Annotated in this window: 24 protein-coding genes; 3 read left to right on the top strand and 21 right to left on the bottom strand. The window is 62.5% G+C overall.

The genetic code is table 11. The annotated features are described in order from the left end of the window. The first annotated feature begins 10 nt into the window (after positions 1-10). On the top strand, positions 11-667 hold the full coding sequence (locus tag AAFF19_RS07305) for a mechanosensitive ion channel family protein (protein WP_182119430.1): 657 nt from the start codon (positions 11-13) through the stop codon (positions 665-667). A 60-nt stretch (positions 668-727) separates the two neighbouring features. Here the strand turns inward: AAFF19_RS07305 and nagZ are convergent, their stop codons facing one another. The 21 genes from nagZ to AAFF19_RS07200 all read right to left on the bottom strand — a co-directional run bounded on the left by nagZ (position 728) and on the right by AAFF19_RS07200 (position 20,408). Beyond that, positions 728-1,819, bottom strand: a complete 1,092-nt coding sequence (gene nagZ, locus AAFF19_RS07300; RefSeq protein WP_182119429.1) for a beta-N-acetylhexosaminidase — start codon at positions 1,817-1,819, stop codon at positions 728-730. 73 nt (positions 1,820-1,892) lie between these two features. Further along, entirely contained in the window at positions 1,893-2,288 is a 396-nt protein-coding gene (gene acpS, locus AAFF19_RS07295; RefSeq protein WP_182119428.1) for a holo-ACP synthase, read from the bottom strand. Between the two features lie 58 nt (positions 2,289-2,346). Beyond that, positions 2,347-3,129 (bottom strand): pyridoxine 5'-phosphate synthase, encoded by a 783-nt coding sequence (locus AAFF19_RS07290; protein ID WP_182119427.1) that lies wholly within the window; start codon positions 3,127-3,129, stop codon positions 2,347-2,349. After that, positions 3,126-3,890, bottom strand: a complete 765-nt coding sequence (gene recO, locus AAFF19_RS07285; protein WP_182119426.1) for a DNA repair protein RecO — start codon at positions 3,888-3,890, stop codon at positions 3,126-3,128. Before recO ends, AAFF19_RS07290 begins: the two co-directional genes overlap by 4 nt. 90 nt (positions 3,891-3,980) lie before the next feature. After that, positions 3,981-4,985, bottom strand: coding sequence for a GTPase Era (gene era / locus AAFF19_RS07280; RefSeq protein WP_182119425.1), 1,005 nt, complete (start codon positions 4,983-4,985; stop codon positions 3,981-3,983). After that, positions 4,982-5,665, bottom strand: a complete 684-nt coding sequence (rnc, locus tag AAFF19_RS07275) for a ribonuclease III (RefSeq protein WP_182119424.1) — start codon at positions 5,663-5,665, stop codon at positions 4,982-4,984. Before rnc ends, era begins: the two co-directional genes overlap by 4 nt. After that, positions 5,665-6,030: a DUF4845 domain-containing protein gene (locus AAFF19_RS07270; RefSeq protein ID WP_008903951.1), complete on the bottom strand. Its 366-nt coding sequence runs from the start codon at positions 6,028-6,030 to the stop codon at positions 5,665-5,667. The genes rnc and AAFF19_RS07270 overlap by 1 nt, the downstream gene beginning before the upstream one ends. A gap of 42 nt (positions 6,031-6,072) precedes the next feature. Next, entirely contained in the window at positions 6,073-7,050 is a 978-nt protein-coding gene (gene lepB, locus AAFF19_RS07265; protein ID WP_342721602.1) for a signal peptidase I, read from the bottom strand. Continuing rightward, entirely contained in the window at positions 7,050-8,858 is a 1,809-nt protein-coding gene (lepA, locus tag AAFF19_RS07260; RefSeq protein ID WP_008903953.1) for a translation elongation factor 4, read from the bottom strand. The genes lepB and lepA overlap by 1 nt, the downstream gene beginning before the upstream one ends. Positions 8,859-9,351: 493 nt before the next feature. After that, a complete protein-coding gene (locus tag AAFF19_RS07255) occupies positions 9,352-10,815 on the bottom strand; it encodes a Do family serine endopeptidase (protein ID WP_034693366.1) in 1,464 nt (487 codons plus the stop codon). Between the two features lie 158 nt (positions 10,816-10,973). After that, the gene (locus tag AAFF19_RS07250; RefSeq protein ID WP_246330892.1) at positions 10,974-12,044 is read right to left on the bottom strand and encodes a MucB/RseB C-terminal domain-containing protein; all 1,071 of its coding nucleotides are present in this window, start codon (positions 12,042-12,044) and stop codon (positions 10,974-10,976) included. A 38-nt stretch (positions 12,045-12,082) separates the two neighbouring features. Continuing rightward, a complete protein-coding gene (locus AAFF19_RS07245) occupies positions 12,083-12,757 on the bottom strand; it encodes a sigma-E factor negative regulatory protein (RefSeq protein WP_246330890.1) in 675 nt (224 codons plus the stop codon). Between the two features lie 3 nt (positions 12,758-12,760). Beyond that, complete coding sequence (gene rpoE / locus AAFF19_RS07240; protein WP_008903957.1) at positions 12,761-13,387, bottom strand: RNA polymerase sigma factor RpoE; 627 nt, start codon at positions 13,385-13,387, stop codon at positions 12,761-12,763. 646 nt (positions 13,388-14,033) lie between these two features. Further along, complete coding sequence (fabF, locus tag AAFF19_RS07235; protein WP_008903958.1) at positions 14,034-15,278, bottom strand: beta-ketoacyl-ACP synthase II; 1,245 nt, start codon at positions 15,276-15,278, stop codon at positions 14,034-14,036. A 48-nt stretch (positions 15,279-15,326) separates the two neighbouring features. Beyond that, positions 15,327-15,566: an acyl carrier protein gene (gene acpP / locus AAFF19_RS07230; RefSeq protein WP_003058049.1), complete on the bottom strand. Its 240-nt coding sequence runs from the start codon at positions 15,564-15,566 to the stop codon at positions 15,327-15,329. 103 nt (positions 15,567-15,669) lie between these two features. Continuing rightward, complete coding sequence (gene fabG / locus AAFF19_RS07225; protein ID WP_182119421.1) at positions 15,670-16,419, bottom strand: 3-oxoacyl-ACP reductase FabG; 750 nt, start codon at positions 16,417-16,419, stop codon at positions 15,670-15,672. Continuing rightward, positions 16,416-17,366: an ACP S-malonyltransferase gene (gene fabD, locus AAFF19_RS07220; RefSeq protein WP_342721601.1), complete on the bottom strand. Its 951-nt coding sequence runs from the start codon at positions 17,364-17,366 to the stop codon at positions 16,416-16,418. Before fabD ends, fabG begins: the two co-directional genes overlap by 4 nt. A 61-nt stretch (positions 17,367-17,427) precedes the next feature. Continuing rightward, positions 17,428-18,405: a beta-ketoacyl-ACP synthase III gene (locus AAFF19_RS07215; RefSeq protein ID WP_342721600.1), complete on the bottom strand. Its 978-nt coding sequence runs from the start codon at positions 18,403-18,405 to the stop codon at positions 17,428-17,430. Continuing rightward, a complete protein-coding gene (plsX, locus tag AAFF19_RS07210; RefSeq protein WP_342721599.1) occupies positions 18,405-19,457 on the bottom strand; it encodes a phosphate acyltransferase PlsX in 1,053 nt (350 codons plus the stop codon). The genes AAFF19_RS07215 and plsX overlap by 1 nt, the downstream gene beginning before the upstream one ends. A gap of 108 nt (positions 19,458-19,565) precedes the next feature. Beyond that, a complete protein-coding gene (gene rpmF, locus AAFF19_RS07205; protein WP_005794249.1) occupies positions 19,566-19,748 on the bottom strand; it encodes a 50S ribosomal protein L32 in 183 nt (60 codons plus the stop codon). Between the two features lie 111 nt (positions 19,749-19,859). Then, a complete protein-coding gene (locus AAFF19_RS07200; protein ID WP_342721595.1) occupies positions 19,860-20,408 on the bottom strand; it encodes a YceD family protein in 549 nt (182 codons plus the stop codon). A 25-nt stretch (positions 20,409-20,433) separates the two neighbouring features. Between AAFF19_RS07200 and AAFF19_RS07195 the strand changes: the two genes are divergently transcribed. Then, entirely contained in the window at positions 20,434-21,033 is a 600-nt protein-coding gene (locus AAFF19_RS07195; protein WP_034693357.1) for a Maf family nucleotide pyrophosphatase, read from the top strand. Further along, a complete protein-coding gene (locus AAFF19_RS07190; RefSeq protein WP_182119416.1) occupies positions 21,030-21,833 on the top strand; it encodes an SAM-dependent methyltransferase in 804 nt (267 codons plus the stop codon). Before AAFF19_RS07195 ends, AAFF19_RS07190 begins: the two co-directional genes overlap by 4 nt. Positions 21,834-21,896: the final 63 nt, after the last annotated feature.

The following is a 21,896-nucleotide window of genomic DNA, read 5'->3' as shown; positions in this document are numbered from 1 at the left end:
GGCGTCCCGCATGCAGGTCCTGAAAACCCGTCTGCCCGAATGGGTGCAGGACTGGCTGGAAGTGATCGTGCCCGGCATGCAGATCCTGCTGATCCTGCTGGCGGCATGGCTGCTGCAGCGCGTGCTGCGCCGCATCGTGCGCCGTGCCAGCGTGCACTACCAGGTGCCGGACGAACTGCTGGTGCCCATGAACGGGCTGATCCGGTGGTTCATCGTGGCGGGCGCCCTGCTGCTGGTGCTGGAACGCATGGGCGTCTCGGCCACCGTGCTGTGGACGGCGTTCACCGGCTTTGCCACCGTGGGCGCCGTGGCGTTCTTTGCCGCGTGGAGCGTGCTCTCCAACCTGTTTTGCGCGCTCCTGATCTTCACCGTGCGGCCATTCCGCATCGGCGACTACATCGAAGTGCTGGACACCGCCGAAAAGCCGGGGGCCAAGGGGCGCGTGGTGGATATCAACCTGCTCTACACCACGCTGGAAGACCACGACGCAGCCGCCGGCCAGCCTGCCTGGCTGCAGATTCCGAATTCGCTGGTGTTCCAGCGCGTGGTGCGCCGCTTCAGGGGCGTTCCGCCACCCCCTGCGCCGCCAGCACCCCCTGCCGAGGCGCCGGAAGCCGAGCCGCCAGCGCTGCCGCCGGTCACGCCCGGGCCCTTCAATACGCCATAGCAGCCAAATCCAGAGCGCAGCAGGGCCCGGCCCGGCAGCGGGCCACGCGCGCGCCCACCGTCAGGGCAGCAGGTCCAGCGCCTGCAGGTAGGCGGGCTGGTACATCAGGTCGTCCCAGGCCTGGGGCAGCGTTTCGGGCAGCAGCGCCAGCCGGCGGGATTCGCTGTCCACACTCGGCTGCCAGCGGCCCTGCTGGCGCGCGTTTTCAAGTCCGTCGATGAGTTCGTCCACGGCCTTGCCGTCGCCCACGCTCTGGTTGCACAGCAGCACCAGATCGCAGCCAGCCTGCAGCGCTGCCACGGCGGCGTCGGTGTAGCTCACCACCTGGCCGTCCAGCCGGCGCGCGCCTTCCATGCTGAGGTCGTCACTGAAGATGGCGCCGTCAAACCGCATCTGGCGGCGCAGGATGTCTTGCAGCCAGCGCTGCGAAAAGCCTGCGGGGCGGCTGTCCACCTTGGGGTAGATCACATGGGCCGGCATCACGCTGGTGAGCGTGCTGCTGAGCCAGGGGTATGGCGCGGCATCGTCGGCCAGGATGGCCTTGAGGCTGCGTTTGTCCACCGGCACTTCAGTGTGTGAATCTGCCTTGACGAAGCCATGACCTGGGAAGTGTTTGCCACAGTTGGCCATGCCCGCCTGCAGCAGGCCGTGCATGAGGCTCTTGGCGAGCAGCGCCACGACGCGCGGGTCGCGGTGGAAGGCGCGGTCGCCGATCACGCCGCTTTCACCCCAGTCCAGATCGAGGACCGGTGTGAAGCTGAAATCCACACCGCACGCGCGCAACTCGCTGCCCAGCACATAGCCCGCAGCGGTGGCCGCATTGGTGGCACGCAGCGCGCCGCTGCCAGGCACGGCCCTGGCGCCCTTGCCGTCGTCCATCCACATTGCGCCCAGGGAGCGCATGGGCGGCAGATGCGTGAAGCCATCGGTGCGAAAGCGCTGCACACGGCCGCCCTCGTGGTCCACGCAGATGAGCAGGTCGTCGCGCACGGCCTTGATGGATGCGGTGAGCTGCAACAGCTGCGCGCGGCTGTCCCAGTTGCGGGCAAACAGGATCACGCCGCCGGTCAGCGGGTGGGCCAGGCGGCGGCGGTCGGCGGCGGTCAGCGCTGTGCCTGCCACGTCGAGGATCAGGGGGGCGTGTTCGGTCATGGAGCCTTCAACATCAGTTTGCTATTCAATACATAGCTATTGGCGCTTATCCAGAAAGCGCCAGAGCCCTTTTTTAATCAGATTTCTCTACCACACAGAAGCTTGCGGCGTAGTCGGTCTCGTCGGTCACGCTGAGGTGCGCCTGCAGACCTCTGGCGTCGAACCACTCCTTGAGCGCGCCATGCAGCACGATCACGGGCTGGCCCGATGGCAGCTTGGCCACCTCGCAGTGGCGCCAGGTCATGGGCATGCGCATGCCAAGGCCAATGGCTTTGCTGAACGCCTCCTTGGCAGAAAAGCGCGTGGCCAGATAGCGCAAACCCCGGTCGGGCCAGCGGCTGCTGCGCTCGCGCCAGGTGGCCAGTTCACCGTCGGCCAGCACCTTCTGGGCAAAGCGCTCGCCATGGCGCTCCAGGCTGACCCGGATGCGGCGCACGTCGCAGATGTCGGTGCCAATGCCGTAAATCATGGTTTTTGAATGAAATTGGGCTCCAGCTCTTATCCATCAAGCGCCAGCAGCTATCAAATCAGGAGTTAACATTCCCACAACACCCCGCATTGATGCACGCCAGATAGGCCTGCACGGTGGCGGCATACCCCAGCTCCAGCGCCTCGGCAATCAATGCGTGGCCAATGGAGACTTCGAGCACGCCGGGCACCTCGCGCACAAAGGCGGCGAGGTTGTCGCGGTTGAGGTCGTGGCCTGCATTCACGCCCAGGCCCACATCCAGCGCGGCCTGGGCGGCGGCGGCATAGCGCTTGAGCTCCACATCCTGCTGCGGCGTGCCCCAGGCTGCGGCATAGGGCTCGGTGTACAGCTCCACCCGGTCAGCGCCCACCGCCCGGGCGGCGGCCATCTGCCCGGGCACGGGGTCCATGAACAGGCTCACGCGCACGCCCAGTGCTTTGCACTCGGCGATCAGGGGCGCCAGGCGCTCGGCATCCTGCGGAAAGCTCCAGCCGTGGTCGCTGGTGAACTGGTCTTCGCTGTCGGGCACAAAAGTGGCCTGGTGCGGGCGAACCTGGCGGATGAAATCCATCAGGTTCTGAGACGGATTGCCCTCGATGTTGTATTCGCGGTCGGGCCAGGCCTTCATCAGCGTGGCCAGCTCGAACACGTCCTGGCTGCGGATGTGCCGCTCGTCGGGCCGCGGGTGCACGGTGATGCCCTGGGCGCCCGCCTGCAGGCACAGCTCGGCCGCACGGGTGACGCTGGGAATCCCCAGGTGGCGCGTGTTGCGCACCAGGGCCACCTTGTTGACGTTGACGGACAAGGCCGTGGGGCGGGATGTGGGTGGGGGCTGGTTCATAGGGCCTGCAGATCGATCATGAGCTGGCGGGTGCGCAGCGTGGGGCTGCCGCAATGGTATTGCAGCAGGGTGCGCAGCTGGGGTTTGAGTTCGGCCGCCACCGGCGCACACGCGCGCAAGGTGGCGGTGTAGCTGGCCGCGTCGTCCAGCGCGCGCTGCAGCGCCTGCCACTGGCTGCCGAGCAGGCCCGCGCGGTCGGCCGGGGATGCGGCGCGCAGGCCGCCTTCGGGCACCAGGGTGTAGCGCACGCTTGCTCCCAGGGGCTCCAGGGTCATGGTCTGTGCATCCAGGCCCGGAAGCAGGCCGATTTCGCGCAGCAGCAGCAGCTCGAAGCTGCGCAGCACGGGCTCCAGCGCATCGCCGTGTTCGCTGGCCAGCACGCGCACCACGCCGGCATAGGCATCGAACAAGGCCGCGTGCGGATCGGCGCGGGCCAGCAGGCGCAGCAGCAGCTCGTTGAGGTACATGCCCGACAGCAGGGCGTCGCCCGTGGGCATCACATGGCCGCCCACCCATTCGGCGCCCTTGAGGGTGTGAATGTCTGCGCTGCCGTCGCCCGTGAGCGTATAGGTCACCAGCAGGGGCTGCAGCGGCAGCAACACGGGGCGGAAATTGGAGCTGGGCTTCTTCGCGCCCTTGGCCACCAAGGCCACGCGCCCCTGGCGGCGGCAGAAGACTTCCAGAATCAGGCTGGACTCGCTCCAGTCGTAGCTGTGCAGCACGAAGGCGGGTTCATCGGAGATGCGCTTGGCGACAGCCATTGGCTTCAGGCCCGCAGAAATGCATTCGGCTGGCAAGCGCCAGACAGCTTGTGCCGCCCGGGCAAGACAGGGTCGCGGGCGGGCACGGAATTATTCGTAACCGAACGAACGCACACGCGCTTCGTCGTCGGCCCAGCCAGAGCGCACCTTGACCCAGAGTTCGAGGAACACCTTGGCGTCCATGAGTTTTTCCAGCTCCTGGCGGGCCTCGGTGCCGATGCGCTTCAAGCGCTCGCCCTTGTCGCCGATCACCATCATCTTGTGGTTGTCACGCTCGACCACGATGGTCGCGGCGATCTTGACCAAGCGCTTGTGCTGCTTGCTGGCCTTTTCATCGAACTTGTCAATCACCACGGTGGATGTGTAGGGCAGCTCGTCGCCCGTGAAGCGGAACAGCTTCTCGCGCACCGTCTCGGACGCGAGGAATTTCTCACTGCGGTCGGTGAGCTCGTCCTCGCCGTACCACCAAGCCTGCTCGGGCAGGTATTTGGCGCAGATGCCGAAAAGGCGCTCGATGTCGCCCTTGTTCTTGGCGGACATGGGCACAAACTCGGCAAACGGGTGGCGCTCCTGCATGCTCTTGAGCCAGGGAGCCAGCTCGGCACGGCGGTGCACCATGTCCAGCTTGTTGGCCACCAGCAGCGTGGGAATGCCGGGCTTGAACAGCGACAGCACCTTGGCATCGGCCAGCGTGAAGTTGCCGGCCTCGACGACGAAGAGAATCAGGTCCACATCGCCGATGGCGCCCATCACGGTCTTGTTCAGCGACTTGTTGAGCGCGGTGGCGTGGCGGGTCTGGAACCCGGGGGTGTCAACAAAAATGAACTGCGTCTGCTCGCGCGTGCGGATGCCCGTGATGCGGTGCCGCGTGGTCTGCGCCTTGCGCGAGGTGATGCTGATCTTCTGGCCCACCAGCGCGTTGAGCAGGGTGGACTTGCCCACGTTGGGCTTGCCCACGATGGCAATCACGCCACAGCGCTGGCCGGGCACCGCCGCCGGAGCGCCGGCCGCAGCCAGCATGGCATCGAGGTCATTTTGGACCTTAGGGCTTACCGGATGGGCGTCACCAGCTACATCTTTGGTAGCATCATTCATAATTTCTTTGCTTTCAATGTGGCCAGCATGGCCGCAGCCGCCGCCTGCTCGCCCGCCCGGCGGGAGCCGCCGATGCCGCGTTCGGTCAGGCCCAGTTCAGGAATATCGCACTCGACGTCGAAGGTCTGGCGGTGCGCAGCACCCACAGTGGCCACCACCTTGTACTGCGGCAGCTTCATTTTGCGGCCCTGAAGCCACTCCTGCAATGCCGTCTTGGCGTCTTTGGACGCCGCCTGCATCTGCGGGTTGATCTCCACGGCCTGGAAAAGGCGGTGCACCAGGGCTTCGGCACTCGGGTATCCCGCATCGAGGTACACCGCGCCGATCAGGGCCTCCAGCGCGTCCGCCAGGATGGAGGGGCGCTGCTGCCCCCCGGATCTGGACTCGCCTTCACCCAGGCGAAGCACTTCGGAGATCTTGAGACCCAGCGCCAGCTGGTGCAAGGTGTCCTGCTTGACAAGGTTGGCCCGCACGCGGGAGAGATCTCCCTCCGGCAGGGCCGACAGCTGCCGGTACAGCAGGCTCGCAACGGCCAGGTTCAGCACGGAATCCCCCAGAAACTCCAGCCGCTCATTGTGGTCGGCCGAGAAACTGCGGTGCGTGGTGGCGCGCTGTAAAAGGGAGGGATCGGAAAAAACATGCTGCAGACGGCTCTGCAGCGCTTGAAGGCCGGGTTGCACTAGTTGGTCTGTCCTTCAAATCGGTACACCAGGTAGGCAGGGCCCGCCAGAGCGATTTCACGGGAGTACTTGAAGGACACCACCACCTTGTCTCCGCGCTTGCTCACCTCCAGGTCCTTGCCCTGGATGGAGTTGATGGTGTCGATGGCGGCAGCCCGGTCAAAAGAGGCGCGCACGTCCGCGACGGTGCTGCCTTCCTTGGCGGCCTTGGCAGCAGCCTTGTTGATCGCCTGGTACTCCAGAAAGATCGGCACGGACTGGCCACCGATGGCAAAGGCAGCCACGGCCAGCAAGCCGATGAAGATCACACCAATGAAAGACAGGCCACGCTGGCGACCGCGTGCAGCAGAACGTTGAATACGCATCATGTATTTCCCCCTTTTGTGTTCTTGAAAGCCAATCGCCCATCAATGAAATGAGCCGATGCGCTTGAGATTACCGAAATTCATCCAGACAAAAAAGGCCTTCCCCACGATATTGCGCTCCGGGACGAACCCCCAATAGCGCGAATCGAGCGAGTTGTCCCGGTTGTCACCCATCATGAAATAGTGGCCTTCCGGCACCTTGCACACCACGCCCTCGACACTGTAGCGGCAGTTCTCACGATAGGCAAAATTGCTCGCGCCCTGCACAAAGGCCGGTACGTCGGCGTTGTTCAGCAGCCGGTGGGGCTGGGCTCCCAGTTGCTCTTCAAACTGCTTGAAGTAGCGCATCGAGTCTTCTTCAAAAAAGTCCGGCAGCGCCTTGGTATCTACAGGTTGTCCGTTGACGGTCAACCGCTTGTTGAGATAGGCCACCTCGTCGCCAGGCACGCCAACCACCCGCTTGATGTAGTCCAGGCTCGGCTGCGGCGGGTAGCGGAACACCATGACATCGCCGCGTGCCGGCGGCGTACCCTCGGTGATCTTGGTGTGGATCACCGGCAGACGCACCCCGTAGGTGAACTTGTTCACAAGAATCAGGTCGCCCACGAGCAGCGTCGGAATCATGGAGCCCGAAGGAATCTTGAAGGGCTCGAACAGGAACGACCGCAGCAGGAACACCGCGGCAATGACGGGAAAGAGCCCCGCCGTCCAGTCCAGCCACCATGGCTGCATGAGCAGGCGACTCTTGGCCTCCTGGACATCCACATCCACCTTCTGGATGCCCATGCGGTCCAGCTCAGCGCGTCGCTGGGCTGCGGCATCTTCGACGGCCTGAGCAGCGCGGCGCCGCCTGGGCAGAAAGTACAGGCGCTCGGCCAGCCAGTACGCACCCGTCACGACGGTGGCAAGAAACAGCAGCAAGGCGAAGTTGCCTTCCAGCGCGCCGAAGTACCAGGCACCCACATAGCCCCCGAAGGCGGCCAGCAGCAATGCGGTAACGATCTGCATGAACTGGAGCATCAGTCTTCCACCTGCAAAATGGCCAGGAATGCCTCTTGGGGCACCTCCACCGATCCGATCTGTTTCATGCGCTTCTTGCCTGCTTTCTGCTTTTCGAGGAGCTTGCGTTTGCGGCTGACGTCACCGCCGTAGCATTTTGCCAGCACGTTCTTGCGCAAGGCCTTGATGGTTTCGCGCGCAATGATGTTGGCGCCAATGGCGGCCTGGATGGCCACGTCATACATCTGGCGGCTGATGATTTCGCGCATCTTGGCCACCACGGCACGGCCGCGGTACTGCGACTGCGAGCGGTGCACGATGATGGACAGCGCATCCACCTTTTCGCCGTTGAGCAGGATATCAACCTTCACCACGTCGGAGGCCCGGTACTCCTTGAACTCGTAGTCCATGGAGGCATACCCGCGCGACACCGACTTGAGCTTGTCGAAAAAGTCGAGCACGATTTCGCCGAGCGGCATTTCATAGGTCAACATCACCTGGCGGCCGTGGTATGCCATGTTCATCTGCACGCCGCGCTTCTGGTTGGCCAGCGTCATCACCGGGCCCACATAGTCCTGTGGCATGTACAGATGCACCGTGACGATGGGCTCGCGGATTTCCTCCAGACGTCCCTGGTCGGGCATCTTGGAAGGGTTCTCGACCATGATCACCTCGCCATCGGCCTTGACCACCTGGTACACCACGCTCGGCGCCGTCGTGATGAGGTCCTGGTCAAACTCACGCTCCAGACGCTCCTGCACGATCTCCATGTGCAGGAGACCCAGGAACCCGCAACGGAATCCGAATCCCAGTGCCTGGCTGACTTCGGGTTCGTAGTGCAGTGATGCATCGTTGAGCTTGAGCTTCTCGAGCGCATCGCGCAGCGAGTCGTACTCGCTGGCCTCGGTGGGGTACAGCCCGGCAAACACCTGCGGCTGGATTTCCTTGAAACCGGGCAACGCCTCAGCGGCCGGGCCCGCATTGTTGGGCAATTTCTTTTCGAGCGTGATGGTGTCGCCCACCTTGGCCGCCTGCAGCTCCTTGATGCCGGCAATGATGTAGCCCACCTGCCCCGCATCCAGCGAGTTGCGCGGCTCGTTGGCGGGCGTGAACACGCCCAGGTTGTCGGCGTTATACACCGCACCACTGGCCATCATCTTGATGCGCTCACCCTTGAGCAAGCGGCCGTCGACCACGCGCACCAGCATCACCACGCCCACGTAGCTGTCGAACCAGCTGTCGATGATCATCGCGCGCAGCGGACCCTGGGCATTGCCACGCGGCGCAGGCACCTTGGCCACGATGGCTTCCAGGATCTCGTCAATACCCATGCCCGTTTTGGCCGAGCATGGAATGGCGTCGGTTGCGTCTATGCCGATCACATCTTCGATCTCGGCTTTTGCATTGTCCGGATCGGCGTTGGGCAGGTCCATCTTGTTGAGTACCGGCACCACCTCGACACCCAGATCCAATGCGGTGTAGCAGTTCGCAACGGTCTGAGCCTCCACTCCCTGCGAAGCATCGACCACGAGCAATGCACCCTCGCAGGCAGACAGCGAGCGACTCACTTCATACGAGAAGTCCACATGCCCAGGCGTGTCGATCAGATTGAGGTTGTAGACCTGTCCGTCCTGCGCCTTGTATTGCAGCGCTGCGGTCTGCGCCTTGATGGTTATCCCACGCTCTTTTTCGATATCCATCGAGTCCAGAACCTGGGCCTCCATCTCACGGTCCGCAAGGCCTCCGCAGCGCTGGATCAAGCGATCGGCAAGCGTCGACTTGCCGTGGTCGATGTGCGCAATGATGGAAAAATTTCTGATGTGGTTCATCAACGGAAAGCGTCAAGTGATTGAATTAAAACGGAGCACACAAGAAAAAAGGGCGCGTCGAATGGCGACGCGCCCTGAACCAACAATCATTGGCAACTGCGATAGTTGGACCTTCATTGTAGGCAAAAAGCCCGGCGGATAACGCCCACCCGACTGCATCCAAGGGGAGTTGCCATGGTGCAACAGGAAACTTATCAACAACTTATTCACAGTCTGCACAACTACAACGCTGGACAACTTGTGGGTGAACTGTGAATGAGTTGTGTATTACACCGTCACATCCCGCATCGTGAATCAACGTTCAACCAATATATGAATTAGCGTTGAACAGGGGTTCGTATTCTATCGAAACCGGTTGATAGCATTCCGGCATAAGTTAGTTTGAACTAACTTGGGGACGGGGCGAGATCCGGTACTTGCGGCCGACAATCCCCCAAAAAAACTGAGTGAGGGGGCCAACCGCCCGTATTGCCCCTCCCTTTTTCGCAGCTTTTCAGCGGGCCGGACGAATCAAGGCGTATTGCGCCCATTCGCCGCGACGGTACAACACGTTGACTGGTTTCGTCTTATCCGCCTTGGCCAGCGTGGCTTCAAAGTCCTTCACACCCGTCACTTCGGTATTGGCGATTGCAAGGATGACATCCCCTTCCCGCAGTCCGGCGCGCGCTGCTGCGTCCGTAGCAGCCGCCACGATCACTCCGCCCTTGAGCTTGAGTTCCTTCTTCTGAGCCTCTGAAAGCTCCGTCACGGCCAACCCCATTTGCTGGGCGGCCGGTGAGGCCTTGGGTTTCTCTTCGCTCGCGGCTGCCTTGGCTGCCGGCTTGTCGGGTTCAATCTCGGCAATGGTGATGCTCAGATCCCGCGAGGAACCTCGGCGATGAACGGTCATCGTGCTCTTGGTTCCCGGCTTGGTATTTCCCACAAGGCGGGGAAGATCCGCGACCTTCTCGATCGCCTTGCCGTCAAAACGGGTGATGATGTCGCCCGCCTCCACACCGGCCTTGTCGGCCGGCGAGCCCGCCTCCACACCCGTTACCAGGGCGCCCTGCGCCTTGCCCAGCCCGATCGATTCGGCGACATCTTTCGTGACCTGTCCGATCTGCACGCCGATTCGTCCTCGCGTCACGCGGCCAGAGGAGCGCAACTGCTCACTCACGCGAATGGCTTCGTCCATGGGTATGGCAAACGAGATGCCCATGAACCCTCCGGAGCGCGAATAGATCTGGCTGTTGATCCCGACCACTTCGCCACGCATGTTGATGAGCGGCCCACCCGAGTTGCCAGGGTTGATCGCGACGTCGGTCTGGATGAACGGAAGGTAGTCGCCGGTATCGCGCTGCTTGGCACTGACAATGCCTGCCGTCACAGTGTTCTCAAGTCCAAACGGCGATCCGATGGCCATCACCCATTCGCCCACGCGAAGGCGGCTCACATCCCCGACCTTGATGGCAGGCAGCCCGGTGGCCTCGATCTTGACCACAGCCACGTCCGTGCGTTTGTCTGCGCCAATGATCTTGGCTTTGAACTCACGCTTGTCGGTCAACGTGACAACCACTTCATCCGCGCCGTCCACGACGTGCGCGTTCGTCATGACAAAACCATCAGAGGTCAGGATAAAACCCGAACCCACGCCGCGAGGTTGCTCGTCGTCTTGTGGTCGCTGCGGTCGTTGCTGCCGCGGAGCGTTGGGAATGGGCACACCGAAACGGCGAAAGAACTCCAGCATTTCTTCATCCATGCCGTTGGCGTTCGCGCGGTTTGACACCCTTTCCACCGTCCGGATATTGACCACGGACGGCCCGACCTGATCCACCAGATCCGTGAAGTCAGGCAGACCGCGCACGGCCGCTGCAGGCTGGGCCAGCGCAACCTGCGGCATAACCATTGCACCGGAGATCCCGGCAAACATGCATGCAAACGCTACGGAGCGCAGCGCATTTCCATCGAGCTTCGGCATCATCGACCTTTCATGAATAGTGGCGAATGCAGTCATCCAACTGTGTGTAACTGTGAAGAGTGTGGCGCCATTTGGTTCCCAAATCGCCACGTCATTTGCGTGCCGTTGCCCTGACAACGTCATGCCGCACAGGGCCTTGGCGCCATGCCCATGTGGCTTCAGCGGGTGCGTTCCAGTTGCCCCGCGAACAATCGAAGGGTCTGCAAAGGAACCTCGCCCACCGCCGTGAGCCACACGTCTGGCGCAATACGCTGGGCAAGCAACTGGGTTGCGCCTACGCTGGAAATCTGCGTTTGAGCGGAATGGCGCCGCGGGTCAAACAGCTCCATGAACAGCGATACGGATGCGAGTCCGTCCGAGAAAAGGCACTGCAAAACCCCGTCTGCGCCATCGTCCGGTGACACCACACGGCGATGACAACTGACTGGCACAAAGCCCGCAATAGGCTGCCTCAATGCCCAGCCTTCCGCCGCGGCAGTGGTTTTGACAACCACCGGAGCCACCACCTTGTACCCCGTGGTCTCGTCCATCAAACGCGAAAGCTGCTCGACACGCACCGGCGCATCCAAATCGAGCTCGGAGAATGCAGCTTGCTCAAGTACACGGCCCCGGACGTCCAGGGTTTGCAGCTTGATCACGAGACCCGTCTCCCGCTCGCTCCACAGTCTGTAGCCAAAGCGCAGGGAGTCCACCGGCTTGAACCAGACCACATCGGCGGTGAAACCTGCAACCCGCTCCTGACCCAAGGCATGGGAGGCATAAAACTGCGAAATCGACGTTCCGCCAATCAACGGCACGCGGGGAAACAGGGTGGCTGCGTCTCTGCGGTCTGACCGCACCACACGGGTCTGCGGCCAGAAGGTGCGAACTTCGTCATTGCGACGAAAAACCGTGCGGGGCGTGCCGCTCAATGCTTCCACCCGTTCCATCTGTTGCACGCCATCACAGGCATGCCAGATCCGCGAACTGGCCATTGCGCCCGAGGCGGCAAGTACGACAAACGTGCCTGCGTAGGGACGCGCACAGGGTGCGCTGTGCATGCGATCGATCCATTTGACGATGCCCTGGTCAGCAGCGGTCGACGGCACTTGATTCGGTGAAGGGCCGTCGGCGGACCAGACGCCAGAACCTGCGAAAAGCCCCGATGCCCAGATGCCAACCACTACCCAAGGCTTTAATTTTCTACCGAGCGCGATCGACCCACTGCTGACAACTTCAGTACGGCTCATTGCACAGTCTCAACCCGTTGAGCAGAACGCCTCACATTTCAACGGCCGGGGGACTCGAACGTTGCGTTTCGCAGGAACCCGGCTGGCATCTGCAACGCGGACGTGCTCCCGAACTGTTTGTGGGCCGCGAGTAATTCGTCAAGGCGGGGATCCCGGATCATCACCTGGGATCCACCCTCGGCATTAGCAACGGCAACCACCGGTGCGGCACCAGCCCCTGGATTGGACTCGGGAGACCGCGCCAGTTGCGCGCCACCCGAGGGATTCAGGGCCCCGCCGTCCTGCAAAGCGCTCAATGAAGTCCAGCCAATCGCCGCCACCGCCGCCAGCGAGGCAAAGCCGGCGACCATCTTCCAGCGGAATACGGATGCGTTCGCTGCGTTCTCCATCACCGGTGCCACCACCTCAAGCTGAGTGGGGGCCTGCGGCCGAACCGCACCACCCTCTTGGGCAAGCTGAGCCCGCAAACCCGCCATGAAATCGGGCCTTGCGGGTCGCGCCAGCTCGGGGGAGCGCAGCACGTCGCCTACGAGGTGGTACACCTGCCACGTCGCGTGCCCTTCGGACTCCTCCGCGTAAGCCAGAGCCCTTGTCAGGTCTTCGCCATGCAACTGACCGTCTGCCAACGCAGACAACAGTTCACGCCCATTTAAGGGGTTGCCCATCACGCCGTTGGCTACCGCATTGCTTTGTACAGCTTTGTCCATTTCCATACCTCACCACCGTTTACCCGTCTGGTTCTCAAGCAGGGGACGCACCTTGGCCGATATGGCTTCGCGCGCCCGAAAAATCCGGGATCGCACCGTGCCAATGGGGCAATCCATGGCGGTAGCGATCTCTTCGTAACTCAAACCCTCGATCTCACGCAAGGTAACTGCCTGCCGCAAGTCATCCGGAAGCGCCTCCATGGCCGCATTCACGGCTTGCGCGATTTCTCGGGCAGCGAGCACGGTTTCAGGGGTTTCTTCGCTGGTTAGTTCGTGCCCAAGGCGGGAAGTTTCATCTTCATCCTCATTCCCGCGCAGCGCGTTTTCCGAAATGACGGGGTTGCGCTTCATGTCCATCAACGCCTTCTTGGCGGTGTTCACGGCGATCCGGTACAGCCAGGTGTAGAACTGTGCGTCGCCGCGGAACTGGTGCAACGCCCGGTAGGCCCGGATGAATGTCTCTTGGGCGATGTCCTGAACCAGGTCGGTATCACGCACCATGCGCCCGATTAGACGCTCAATACGACGCTGGTACTTGATGACAAGCAACTCATACGCACGCTGATCGCCCGCTACCGTGCGCTCCACCAGTTGGAAATCGCTGTCTTCGGAAGGGGATGGCGGAATTACAGTCATGGATACTCAGGATTCACGCCCACGGCTGCTGGCCGGGGCGGTTTCATCAACGTGCTCAGCGCCCGGTCTGGCGCGCGAATATACCGCACGCCGCAAATCCAGCCAACGCTCGGGCCGGGAGGAGCGCTCAAGCCACAACCAGATGGGGCCATGCCCCGGTGTACGTGCACGCAACCACAGGTACATCTGCACGTCGACGAGGACCTCTGGAGCCTCCGAAAGCGCCACCCAAGGGATTCCGGCGGACGGTGATTCCAGTGTCCAGTTGTGACCGTCCCAGTGAATGTCCCCCGAAAATTGCGTCCACCAGCTGTGGACTGCACCGGCAACCCCCACACAACCGAGAGCAATCGCAAACCCTGTAGCCCACCCGGGAGCTGCGCCATCACTGGAATAGAGCCAGGCACACAGCCCAGAGGTACCCAGCAGAACCACCGCCCCCAACAAGATGCCCAAGGATCGGCTGCGCCGCACAGGGTATCGCACTGCGGGGGGCTTGCGGGAGACCGCACTCATGCCATGTTCCGCCACGACTGCTGCGCCCCCTCAGAAAGGACATGCGCACGCGGGCACACGGGCGTCGCTGGAATACCTTCCAGAGATTTCGTGGCGCCGCTACGCCGCGCAGTTGCGTTGTGTGAAGTGGTCAGATGCGCTTGAAGACCAGGGTTCCGTTGGTGCCGCCAAAACCAAAATTGTTCTTGACCGCAACGTTCACTTCCATATCACGCGCAGTGTTGGCGCAATAGTCAAGATCACATTCAGGGTCAGGGTTCATCAGGTTGATGGTGGGCGGCACCTTCTGCTCATGCACGGCCAGGACAGTGAAAACACTTTCGATGCCGCCAGCGCCGCCCAGCAAATGGCCCGTCATGGATTTTGTGGAGCTGATGACGGTCTTGTAGGCGTGTTCGCCCAATGCAGCCTTGATGGCATTGGTTTCGTTCACATCACCCAGCGGGGTGGATGTGCCGTGGGCGTTCAGGTAGTTGACCTCATCAACATTGACACCCGCATTGCGCAGGGCACTCAGCATGGCGCGGCGCGGGCCATCCATGTTGGGGGCCGTCATGTGTCCGGCGTCGGCGCTCATGCCAAACCCGCTGAGCTCGGCATAAATTTTGGCACCCCGGGCTTTGGCGTGCTCATATTCTTCCAGCACAATGACCCCGGCGCCTTCACCCAGCACGAATCCGTCTCGGTCCCTGTCCCAGGGGCGGGAGGCCGTTGTCGGGTCGTCGTTGCGGGTGGACAGGGCACGCATCGCAGCAAACCCGCCAATGCCCAGCGGAGAGACAGTCGCCTCCGTTCCACCGGCCACCACAATGTCGGCGTCCCCGTATTCGATCATGCGCCCTCCTTCGCCAATGCAGTGCAGGCCCGTGGTACAGGCGGTCACTACGGCAAGGTTCGGCCCCTTGAAGCCGAAACGCATGGAGACATGGCCAGCCACCATGTTGATGATGGATGCAGGCACAAAAAACGGCGTGATGCGCCGAGGGCCCCGGCTGACCAGCTCCGCATGGGTGTTTTCAATCAGCGGCAGGCCGCCGATCCCGGAGCCGATCACACAGGCGATGCGTGTGGCGAGTTCCTCATCCAGCGCCTCGCCCGTTGGCAGGCCAGCGTCTTGCACCGCTTGCGCAGCCGCGGCAATGCCAAAGTGGATGAAGGTATCCATCGCGCGCGCATCCTTGGCGCTGATGTACGACTCCAGGTCAAGGCCTTTGACCTCACCTGCGATCTTGCAGGCGAAGTTCGACGCATCGAACTTGGTGATGAGGTCAATGCCGGATTTCCCGGCAAGGAGATTGGCCCAGGATTCGGCCACCGTGTTACCCACGGGGCTGACGCAACCCAGGCCGGTCACGACAACGCGACGACGGCTCATGCGTAAAAAACCTTCTGCTGATCGCTTGAGTCAGGCGCAGGGCGCCGCTCAGGCCTTCTGGTGGGTGTTGGCGTAGTCGATGGCGTTTTGCACCGTGGTAATCTTTTCGGCGTCTTCGTCCGGGATCTCGATGCCGAATTCGTCTTCCAGAGCCATCACCAGTTCCACCGTGTCGAGCGAGTCGGCACCGAGGTCTGCCACGAAGGCCTTTTCATTGGTGACTTGGGACTCTTCCACTCCGAGTTGTTCGGCAATGATTTTTTTGACGCGTGCTTCGATATCGCTCATGGTTTCCCTCTGGGGGTTGTGAATGAATCCGCGATTCTAGCCGCTTAAGGAGAAGCCCCTAAGCAGCCCGCCGTCCGGATGAACCGGCGTTAACTTGTCTCAATTACATGTACATGCCGCCATTGACGTGCAACTCCTGCCCCGTCACATAGCCAGCCTCGCGCGAGGCAAGGTACGCCACCGCGTGCGCGATGTCTGCAGGCTTGCCCATGTGGCCCAGCGGGATCTGCGCATTGAGCGCTTTTTGCTGATCTTCGGGCAACACGGAGGTCATGTCGGTCTCGATGAAACCAGGCGCCACGCAGTTCACGGTGATGTTGCGGCTGCCCAGTTCACGGGCCAGTGCGCGCGTCATGCCCGCCACACCTGCCTTGGCGGCGGCATAGTTGGCCTGGCCAGGATTGCCCGACGCACCCACCACGCTGGTGATGCTGATGATGCGCCCAAAACGCTGCTTCATCATCGGACGGATGGCGGCGCGACTTGTGCGGAATACCGCCTTGAGATTGGTGTCCAGCACGGCATCCCAGTCGTCGTCCTTCATGCGCATGGCCAGGGTGTCGCGCGTGATGCCGGCGTTGTTCACCAGCACATGCAGGCCACCTTGCTGCTTGACGATGGCGTCCATCAGAGCCTCGACCGCAGCCACATCGTTCACGTTCAGGTTGGCACCCCGGCAACCGGGGTAAGCCGACAGCGCCTGGCTGATGCGCGCAGCGCCTTCATCCGTTGTAGCAGTGCCAACCACCTGGTAGCCGCGCACCGCCAACTCCAAGGCAATGGCAGCACCGATGCCGCGCGAGGCGCCGGTCACCAGCGCCACTTGCGCCGCTGTCTGGGTCGATTCCGTCATGCCAACAACTCCCGGGTTTCAGCCAGCGTGGCCGGGTCAAACAATGCAGCGCCCACCAGCTCGGGGTCGATGCGCTTGGTGAGGCCAGCCAGCACCTTGCCGGGGCCACATTCAATGATGTGCGTCACGCCACGGCCTTTCAGCGCATGCACGCAGTCGACCCAGCGCACAGGTCCGAACGCCTGGCGGTAGAGCGCGTCGCGAATCGCATCGGCATCCTGCTGCACCGCCACGTCCACGTTGTTGACCACTGGAATCTGCGGGGCGGCCAGGGCCACCTCGGTCAACGCCACGCGCAGCCTTTCGGCCGCGGGCTTCATGAGGCTGGAGTGGAAAGGCGCCGACACCGGCAGTGGCAATGCACGCTTGGCACCCGCCGCCTTGAGCACGTCGCAGGCCTTGTCCACACCGGCCTTGGTCCCAGCGATCACGGTCTGGATCGGATCGTTGAAATTGACCGCCTCCACCACCTCGGTGGTGCCAGGCCCGAACGATGCCAAGGCCTCAGCACAGCCAGCGATGACCTTGGAAGCCTCCATGCCCAGGATGGCGGCCATGGCGCCGGTACCCACCGGCACAGCCTCTTGCATGGCCGCTGCACGCAGGCGCACCAGCGGAGCTGCCTGCGCCAACGTCAGCACGCCCGCCGCCACCAAGGCCGAGTATTCACCCAGCGAGTGCCCGGCAACGGCCACCGGGGCTGCGCCGCCCTCGGCACGCCAGACACGCCAGGCGGCTACACCCGCCACCAGCATCACCGGCTGGGTGTTGGTGGTCAGGGCCAAAGCCTCCTTGGGGCCTTCCTTGATCAGCAGGCCTACATCCTCGCCCAGGGCATCCGAGGCTTCCTGCAGGGTCTGCGTCACCACCGGGTGGTCGCCCCAGCCGTCGAGCATGCCGACGGACTGCGAGCCCTGCCCCGGAAAGACAAATGCAAAAGACTTCATGAAAATTATCCAGAATATGAATGAAATTTGCCTTCAGCGCTTATACAGTAAGCGCCAATAGCTATAATTTCAGGAGCACAGCACCCCAGGTAAAACCACCGCCCACCCCTTCGAGCAGCAGGGTCTCGCCCTTCTTGATCTGCCCAGAGCGCACGGCATGGTCCAACGCCAGGGGAATGGATGCCGCCGAGGTGTTGCCGTGCTGGTCCACCGTAACCACCACCTTGTCCATCGACATCTTCAGCTTGCGGGCGGTGCTCTGCATGATGCGGATATTCGCCTGATGAGGAATCAGCCAGTCGATATCCGCCTCGGTCAGACCCGCCTTGGCCAGCACGGCATGGGCGGCTTTTTCGAGCACACCCACCGCCAGCTTGAACACGGCCTGACCGTCCATCTTGAGAAGCGGGTCACCGAGCACCCCGCCGCCAGATACATTGCCCGGCACACACAGGATGTCCACGTGTTTGCCATCGGCATGAAGATCACTGGACAGGATTCCCGGGCTGTCCGACGCTTCCAGCACCACAGCCCCTGCGCCGTCTCCGAAAAGTACGCAGGTGGTGCGGTCGTTGAAATCCAGGATGCGGCTGAAAACCTCAGCCCCGACAACCAGCGCGCGGTTGGCAGCGCCTGACTGGATCATGGCATCTGCCACCGAAAGGGCATAGACAAAACCGCTGCACACGGCTTGCACATCAAAGGCGGCACAGCCATTGGCGCCCAGCTTGTTCTGCAGGATGCAGGCCGCGGACGGGAACACCATGTCCGGCGTGGACGTGGCCACAATGATCAGATCGATGTCCGTCGGCTTCAGGCTGGCGGCCTGCAAGGCGTTGCGGGCAGCTTCCAGACCCAGGTCACTCGCCGTGACGTCGGGCGCAGCAAAGTGGCGTGCCCGGATCCCGGTGCGCTCCACAATCCATTCGTCGGAAGTTTCGATACCGCGCTGGCCCAGTTCGGTCACCAGATCGGCGTTGGTCAACCGGCGGGGAGGCAGATAGCTGCCGGTGCCGGTAATGCGGGAATAACGTCTCATTATTGTGCGGTCGCCGCAACGCCAGGCTGGGGCTGGGCATCTGCAGGCGCCAGCAGAGGCGCCGCGTGCGCAATCCGGGTCCGGACACGGTCGAGCAGGTTGTTGCGGGCTGCATCATACGCCCGGTTCAAAGCCTGCTCGAAGGCCATGGCGTCGGCCGAGCCGTGGCTCTTGAACACGAGCCCACGAAGCCCCAACAGCGCAGCACCGTTGTAGCGGCGGTAATCCATGCGCTTCATCAGCGCCTTGAGGATCGGATAGGCGACGATAGCGGCAGTTTTGGTCAAGATATTGCGAGAAAACTCTGTTTTCAGCGCGCCAATGATCATGGAGGCCACGCCTTCGCTGGCCTTGAGCGCCACATTGCCGACAAAGCCGTCACAGACAACGATGTCCACCGTGCCCTTGAAGATGTCGTTGCCCTCGACATTTCCATAGAAATTCAAATCGCCAGAATTAGCCGCACATCGCAGCAATTCACCCGCTTTTTTGATGACTTCACTGCCTTTGATCGCTTCTTCACCAATATTCAGCAGCCCCACCGTCGGCTCGTGCCCCTCTTGCAACACCGACACCAGGGCCGACCCCATCACGGCGAACTGCAACAGGTGCTCGGCCGAGCAATCCACATTCGCCCCCAGGTCGAGCACCGTGGTGGCGCCTCCGGTGGCATTGGGCAACTGGGTGGCGATAGCGGGGCGATCGATGCCATCGAGCGTTTTCAACAGGTAGCGTGCAATGGCCATCAGCGCGCCGGTGTTGCCCGCCGAGACGGCCGCGGCAGCAGCCCCGTCCTTGACCTGCTGGATGGCCACGCGCATCGAAGAGTCCTTCTTCTTGCGCAGGGCAATTTCCACAGGATCATCCATGGCCACCACTTCCGAGGCAGGAACGATGGTGGCGCGGTCGTGGGAAAACGATTGCAGACTGTCTGCCAGGCCAACGAGCAGCAGGCGGGCATCAGGGTGGTGGTCGAGAAACTGGCGGCACGCCGCGAGCGTGACGCGGGGGCCATGGTCGCCCCCCATGCAGTCAACAGCCAGTGTGATCATGGGCGACTTGTCCGGCCGGCCAGACGGGCCGGAAATATAAATACGACGGTCAAAACAAAGGCCCGCGCTACGAATTTAGTAGCAACGGGCCTTTGGATGGGGCGAAGGTCAGGCTTCAGACTTGTTCTTCAGCACCTGACGGCCACGGTAGAAACCGTTGGGGCTGATGTGGTGACGCAGGTGGGTTTCACCGGTGGTGGGTTCCACCGCAATGCCCGGCACATTCAGGGCATTGTGCGAGCGGTGCATGCCGCGCTTGGAAGGGGACTTTTTGTTTTGCTGAACGGCCATGATGGCTCCTGATCTGGAATAGGTTGGTAAAAACGCGATCAGCCCAAAAAGACACGATGGGGTTCGCGTGAAGCCCACGATTATAACCCAAATGCTTTTTGGGCCTCCCAATCAGCCTTTGCTGTCTTTGCGCAGCGCGGCAAGCGCCGCAAAAGGATTGGGTTTTTCCTCGTTGGCTTCCTCAAAATCATCGTCGGAAGACGCCAGCGGCACGGCAGTAGGGCACTCGTCGTGCTTGGGCACCACGGGTAACGCCATCAGCAGTTCGTCCTCGATGAGTTCGTGGAGGTCAAATTCGCGGCTGATGGCCAGCAGGTCTTCTTCGCTCTCGTCGTCCAAGGCCTCCGCCGTGGCCTCGTCGGCCACAAACCGAAACTCGCGCTCCACCTCCAGCGGCACATCCACAGGCGTCAGGCAGCGCTGGCATTCCATGGGGAAGCTCGCCCGCACCTTGATGCGCAACCAGACCTGCCCGATTCCGCCCATGGCAGTGCGCATCTCGCCTTTCGCCTCCCAGTCCACCAGCAGGTCCGGGTGCAAGCCCTTGGCCTCCTGCGCCAGGCGCTCGTACTTCAGCAGTGATTCGTGGCCCACCAGCCGAGCCCCGGCCTGTGCGAAGGCTTTCACGTCGAGGCGCTGGGCGGAGAATTCCTTGGTCATGGCGGCAGTGTAAGAGAATCGGCGCATGCATCAATCCCCCTCCCTGCAACGCCCTCTGGTATTGGGCTCCACGTCGCGGTACCGGCGCGAATTGCTCCAGCGGTTGAACCTGCCTTTTGACGTCGCAGCCCCCGAAGTGGATGAGACCCCCCTGCCCGGCGAAGCCCCGCGCGACCTGGCCTTGCGCCTGGCGCTGGCCAAGGCGCGGGCAGTGGCGCAACTTCATCCCGAGGCGGTCGTGATTGGCTCTGACCAGGTGGCCGACCTCGCTGGCGAGCCCCTGGGCAAGCCCGGCCACCATGAGCGCGCGGTGGCACAACTGCGCCAGATGCGCGGCCAGACGGTGGTGTTCCAGACTGCCGTGGCCGTGGTGTGCGCCGCTACGGGTTTCGAGCAGATCGACCTTGCCCCGGTAGAAGTGAAATTCCGCGACCTGTCTGACCCGGAAATCGAGCGCTACCTGCGCGCCGAGCAGCCCTATGACTGCGCCGGCAGCGCCAAGAGTGAAGGCCTGGGCATAGCACTGCTGGACGCCATCCACAGTGATGACCCCACGGCCCTCATCGGCCTGCCGCTGATCCGCACCTGCCGCATGCTGCGCGCGGCGGGCCTGGTGCTGCCATGACAAATTCTCCTGCCACTTCACGCTCAGAGGCCCGCAAGGGCACGCTGTACCTTGTTCCCGCCCCCCTCGACTTTGGCTGCGACGCCGAGGTCCCGCTGCAGAACGCCCTGCCCTCGGCCACCCTTCAGACAGCGGCACGGCTGACCCAGTGGGTGTGCGAGAACGCCAAGAGCACGCGCGCCTACCTCAAACGCATCGACGCACTGCACCCCCTGGCATCGCCCCTGCAGCAGCAGCAGATCACCGAGCTTCCCCGCGAAGTCCACAAAAAAGGCGACCATGGCGACAAAGGATCAGCCCCGTTCGACGCACGCCCGCTGCTCGCAGCGGCACTGAATGGGCACGACATGGGGCTGATCAGCGAGGCGGGCATGCCTGCAGTGGCCGACCCCGGTTCGTCCGTGGTGCGCGCGGCACACGACCTTGATATCCCCGTTGTGCCCCTGGTGGGCCCCGTGTCGCTGCTGCTGGCGCTGGCGGCCAGCGGATTGAACGGGCAAAACTTTGCGTTTGTCGGCTACCTGCCCCAGGACAGCCAGGAGCGCACCCAGCGTATCAAGGAGCTGGAAAGCCTGGCCCTCAAGACAGGACAGACCCAGCTTTTCATCGAAACGCCCTACCGGAACGCCGCCCTGTTTCAGGCCCTGGTGCAGACGCTGCAGCCCCACACCCGCCTGGCGCTGGCCAGCGGGCTGACGCTGCCCGACGCACGCATTCGCAGCCAACTGGTGCGGCAATGGCGCCAGCAACCCACGCCCCCCGACAACCGCACCCCTGTCGTGTTTGCGATGGGCCGCTAAGCATGAACCGTCTATTCACTATATTTTTTATAGCTGTTAGCGCTTATGGTTCAAGCGCTGAGG

It is taken from the genome of Acidovorax sp. FHTAMBA (genome assembly GCF_038958875.1).
GTDB lineage: Bacteria > Pseudomonadota > Gammaproteobacteria > Burkholderiales > Burkholderiaceae_C > Acidovorax.
This window is presented reverse-complemented; position numbering and strand designations above follow the sequence as displayed.

Excerpts from the sequence above, each read along its gene's own strand:
- AAFF19_RS07305 (WP_182119430.1), top strand. The coding sequence starts at position 11 with ATGCAGGTCCTGAAAACCCGTCTGCCCGAATGGGTGCAGGACTGGCTG.
- nagZ (WP_182119429.1), bottom strand. The coding sequence starts at position 1,819 with ATGACCGAACACGCCCCCCTGATCCTCGACGTGGCAGGCACAGCGCTG.
- acpS (WP_182119428.1), bottom strand. The coding sequence starts at position 2,288 with ATGATTTACGGCATTGGCACCGACATCTGCGACGTGCGCCGCATCCGG.
- AAFF19_RS07290 (WP_182119427.1), bottom strand. The coding sequence starts at position 3,129 with ATGAACCAGCCCCCACCCACATCCCGCCCCACGGCCTTGTCCGTCAAC.
- recO (WP_182119426.1), bottom strand. The coding sequence starts at position 3,890 with ATGGCTGTCGCCAAGCGCATCTCCGATGAACCCGCCTTCGTGCTGCAC.
- era (WP_182119425.1), bottom strand. The coding sequence starts at position 4,985 with ATGAATGATGCTACCAAAGATGTAGCTGGTGACGCCCATCCGGTAAGC.
- AAFF19_RS07270 (WP_008903951.1), bottom strand. The coding sequence starts at position 6,030 with ATGCGTATTCAACGTTCTGCTGCACGCGGTCGCCAGCGTGGCCTGTCT.
- lepB (WP_342721602.1), bottom strand. The coding sequence starts at position 7,050 with ATGCTCCAGTTCATGCAGATCGTTACCGCATTGCTGCTGGCCGCCTTC.
- lepA (WP_008903953.1), bottom strand. The coding sequence starts at position 8,858 with ATGAACCACATCAGAAATTTTTCCATCATTGCGCACATCGACCACGGC.
- AAFF19_RS07255 (WP_034693366.1), bottom strand. The coding sequence starts at position 10,815 with ATGCCGAAGCTCGATGGAAATGCGCTGCGCTCCGTAGCGTTTGCATGC.
- AAFF19_RS07250 (WP_246330892.1), bottom strand. The coding sequence starts at position 12,044 with ATGAGCCGTACTGAAGTTGTCAGCAGTGGGTCGATCGCGCTCGGTAGA.
- AAFF19_RS07245 (WP_246330890.1), bottom strand. The coding sequence starts at position 12,757 with ATGGAAATGGACAAAGCTGTACAAAGCAATGCGGTAGCCAACGGCGTG.
- rpoE (WP_008903957.1), bottom strand. The coding sequence starts at position 13,387 with ATGACTGTAATTCCGCCATCCCCTTCCGAAGACAGCGATTTCCAACTG.
- fabF (WP_008903958.1), bottom strand. The coding sequence starts at position 15,278 with ATGAGCCGTCGTCGCGTTGTCGTGACCGGCCTGGGTTGCGTCAGCCCC.
- acpP (WP_003058049.1), bottom strand. The coding sequence starts at position 15,566 with ATGAGCGATATCGAAGCACGCGTCAAAAAAATCATTGCCGAACAACTC.
- fabG (WP_182119421.1), bottom strand. The coding sequence starts at position 16,419 with ATGACGGAATCGACCCAGACAGCGGCGCAAGTGGCGCTGGTGACCGGC.
- fabD (WP_342721601.1), bottom strand. The coding sequence starts at position 17,366 with ATGAAGTCTTTTGCATTTGTCTTTCCGGGGCAGGGCTCGCAGTCCGTC.
- AAFF19_RS07215 (WP_342721600.1), bottom strand. The coding sequence starts at position 18,405 with ATGAGACGTTATTCCCGCATTACCGGCACCGGCAGCTATCTGCCTCCC.
- plsX (WP_342721599.1), bottom strand. The coding sequence starts at position 19,457 with ATGATCACACTGGCTGTTGACTGCATGGGGGGCGACCATGGCCCCCGC.
- rpmF (WP_005794249.1), bottom strand. The coding sequence starts at position 19,748 with ATGGCCGTTCAGCAAAACAAAAAGTCCCCTTCCAAGCGCGGCATGCAC.
- AAFF19_RS07200 (WP_342721595.1), bottom strand. The coding sequence starts at position 20,408 with ATGACCAAGGAATTCTCCGCCCAGCGCCTCGACGTGAAAGCCTTCGCA.
- AAFF19_RS07195 (WP_034693357.1), top strand. The coding sequence starts at position 20,434 with ATGCATCAATCCCCCTCCCTGCAACGCCCTCTGGTATTGGGCTCCACG.
- AAFF19_RS07190 (WP_182119416.1), top strand. The coding sequence starts at position 21,030 with ATGACAAATTCTCCTGCCACTTCACGCTCAGAGGCCCGCAAGGGCACG.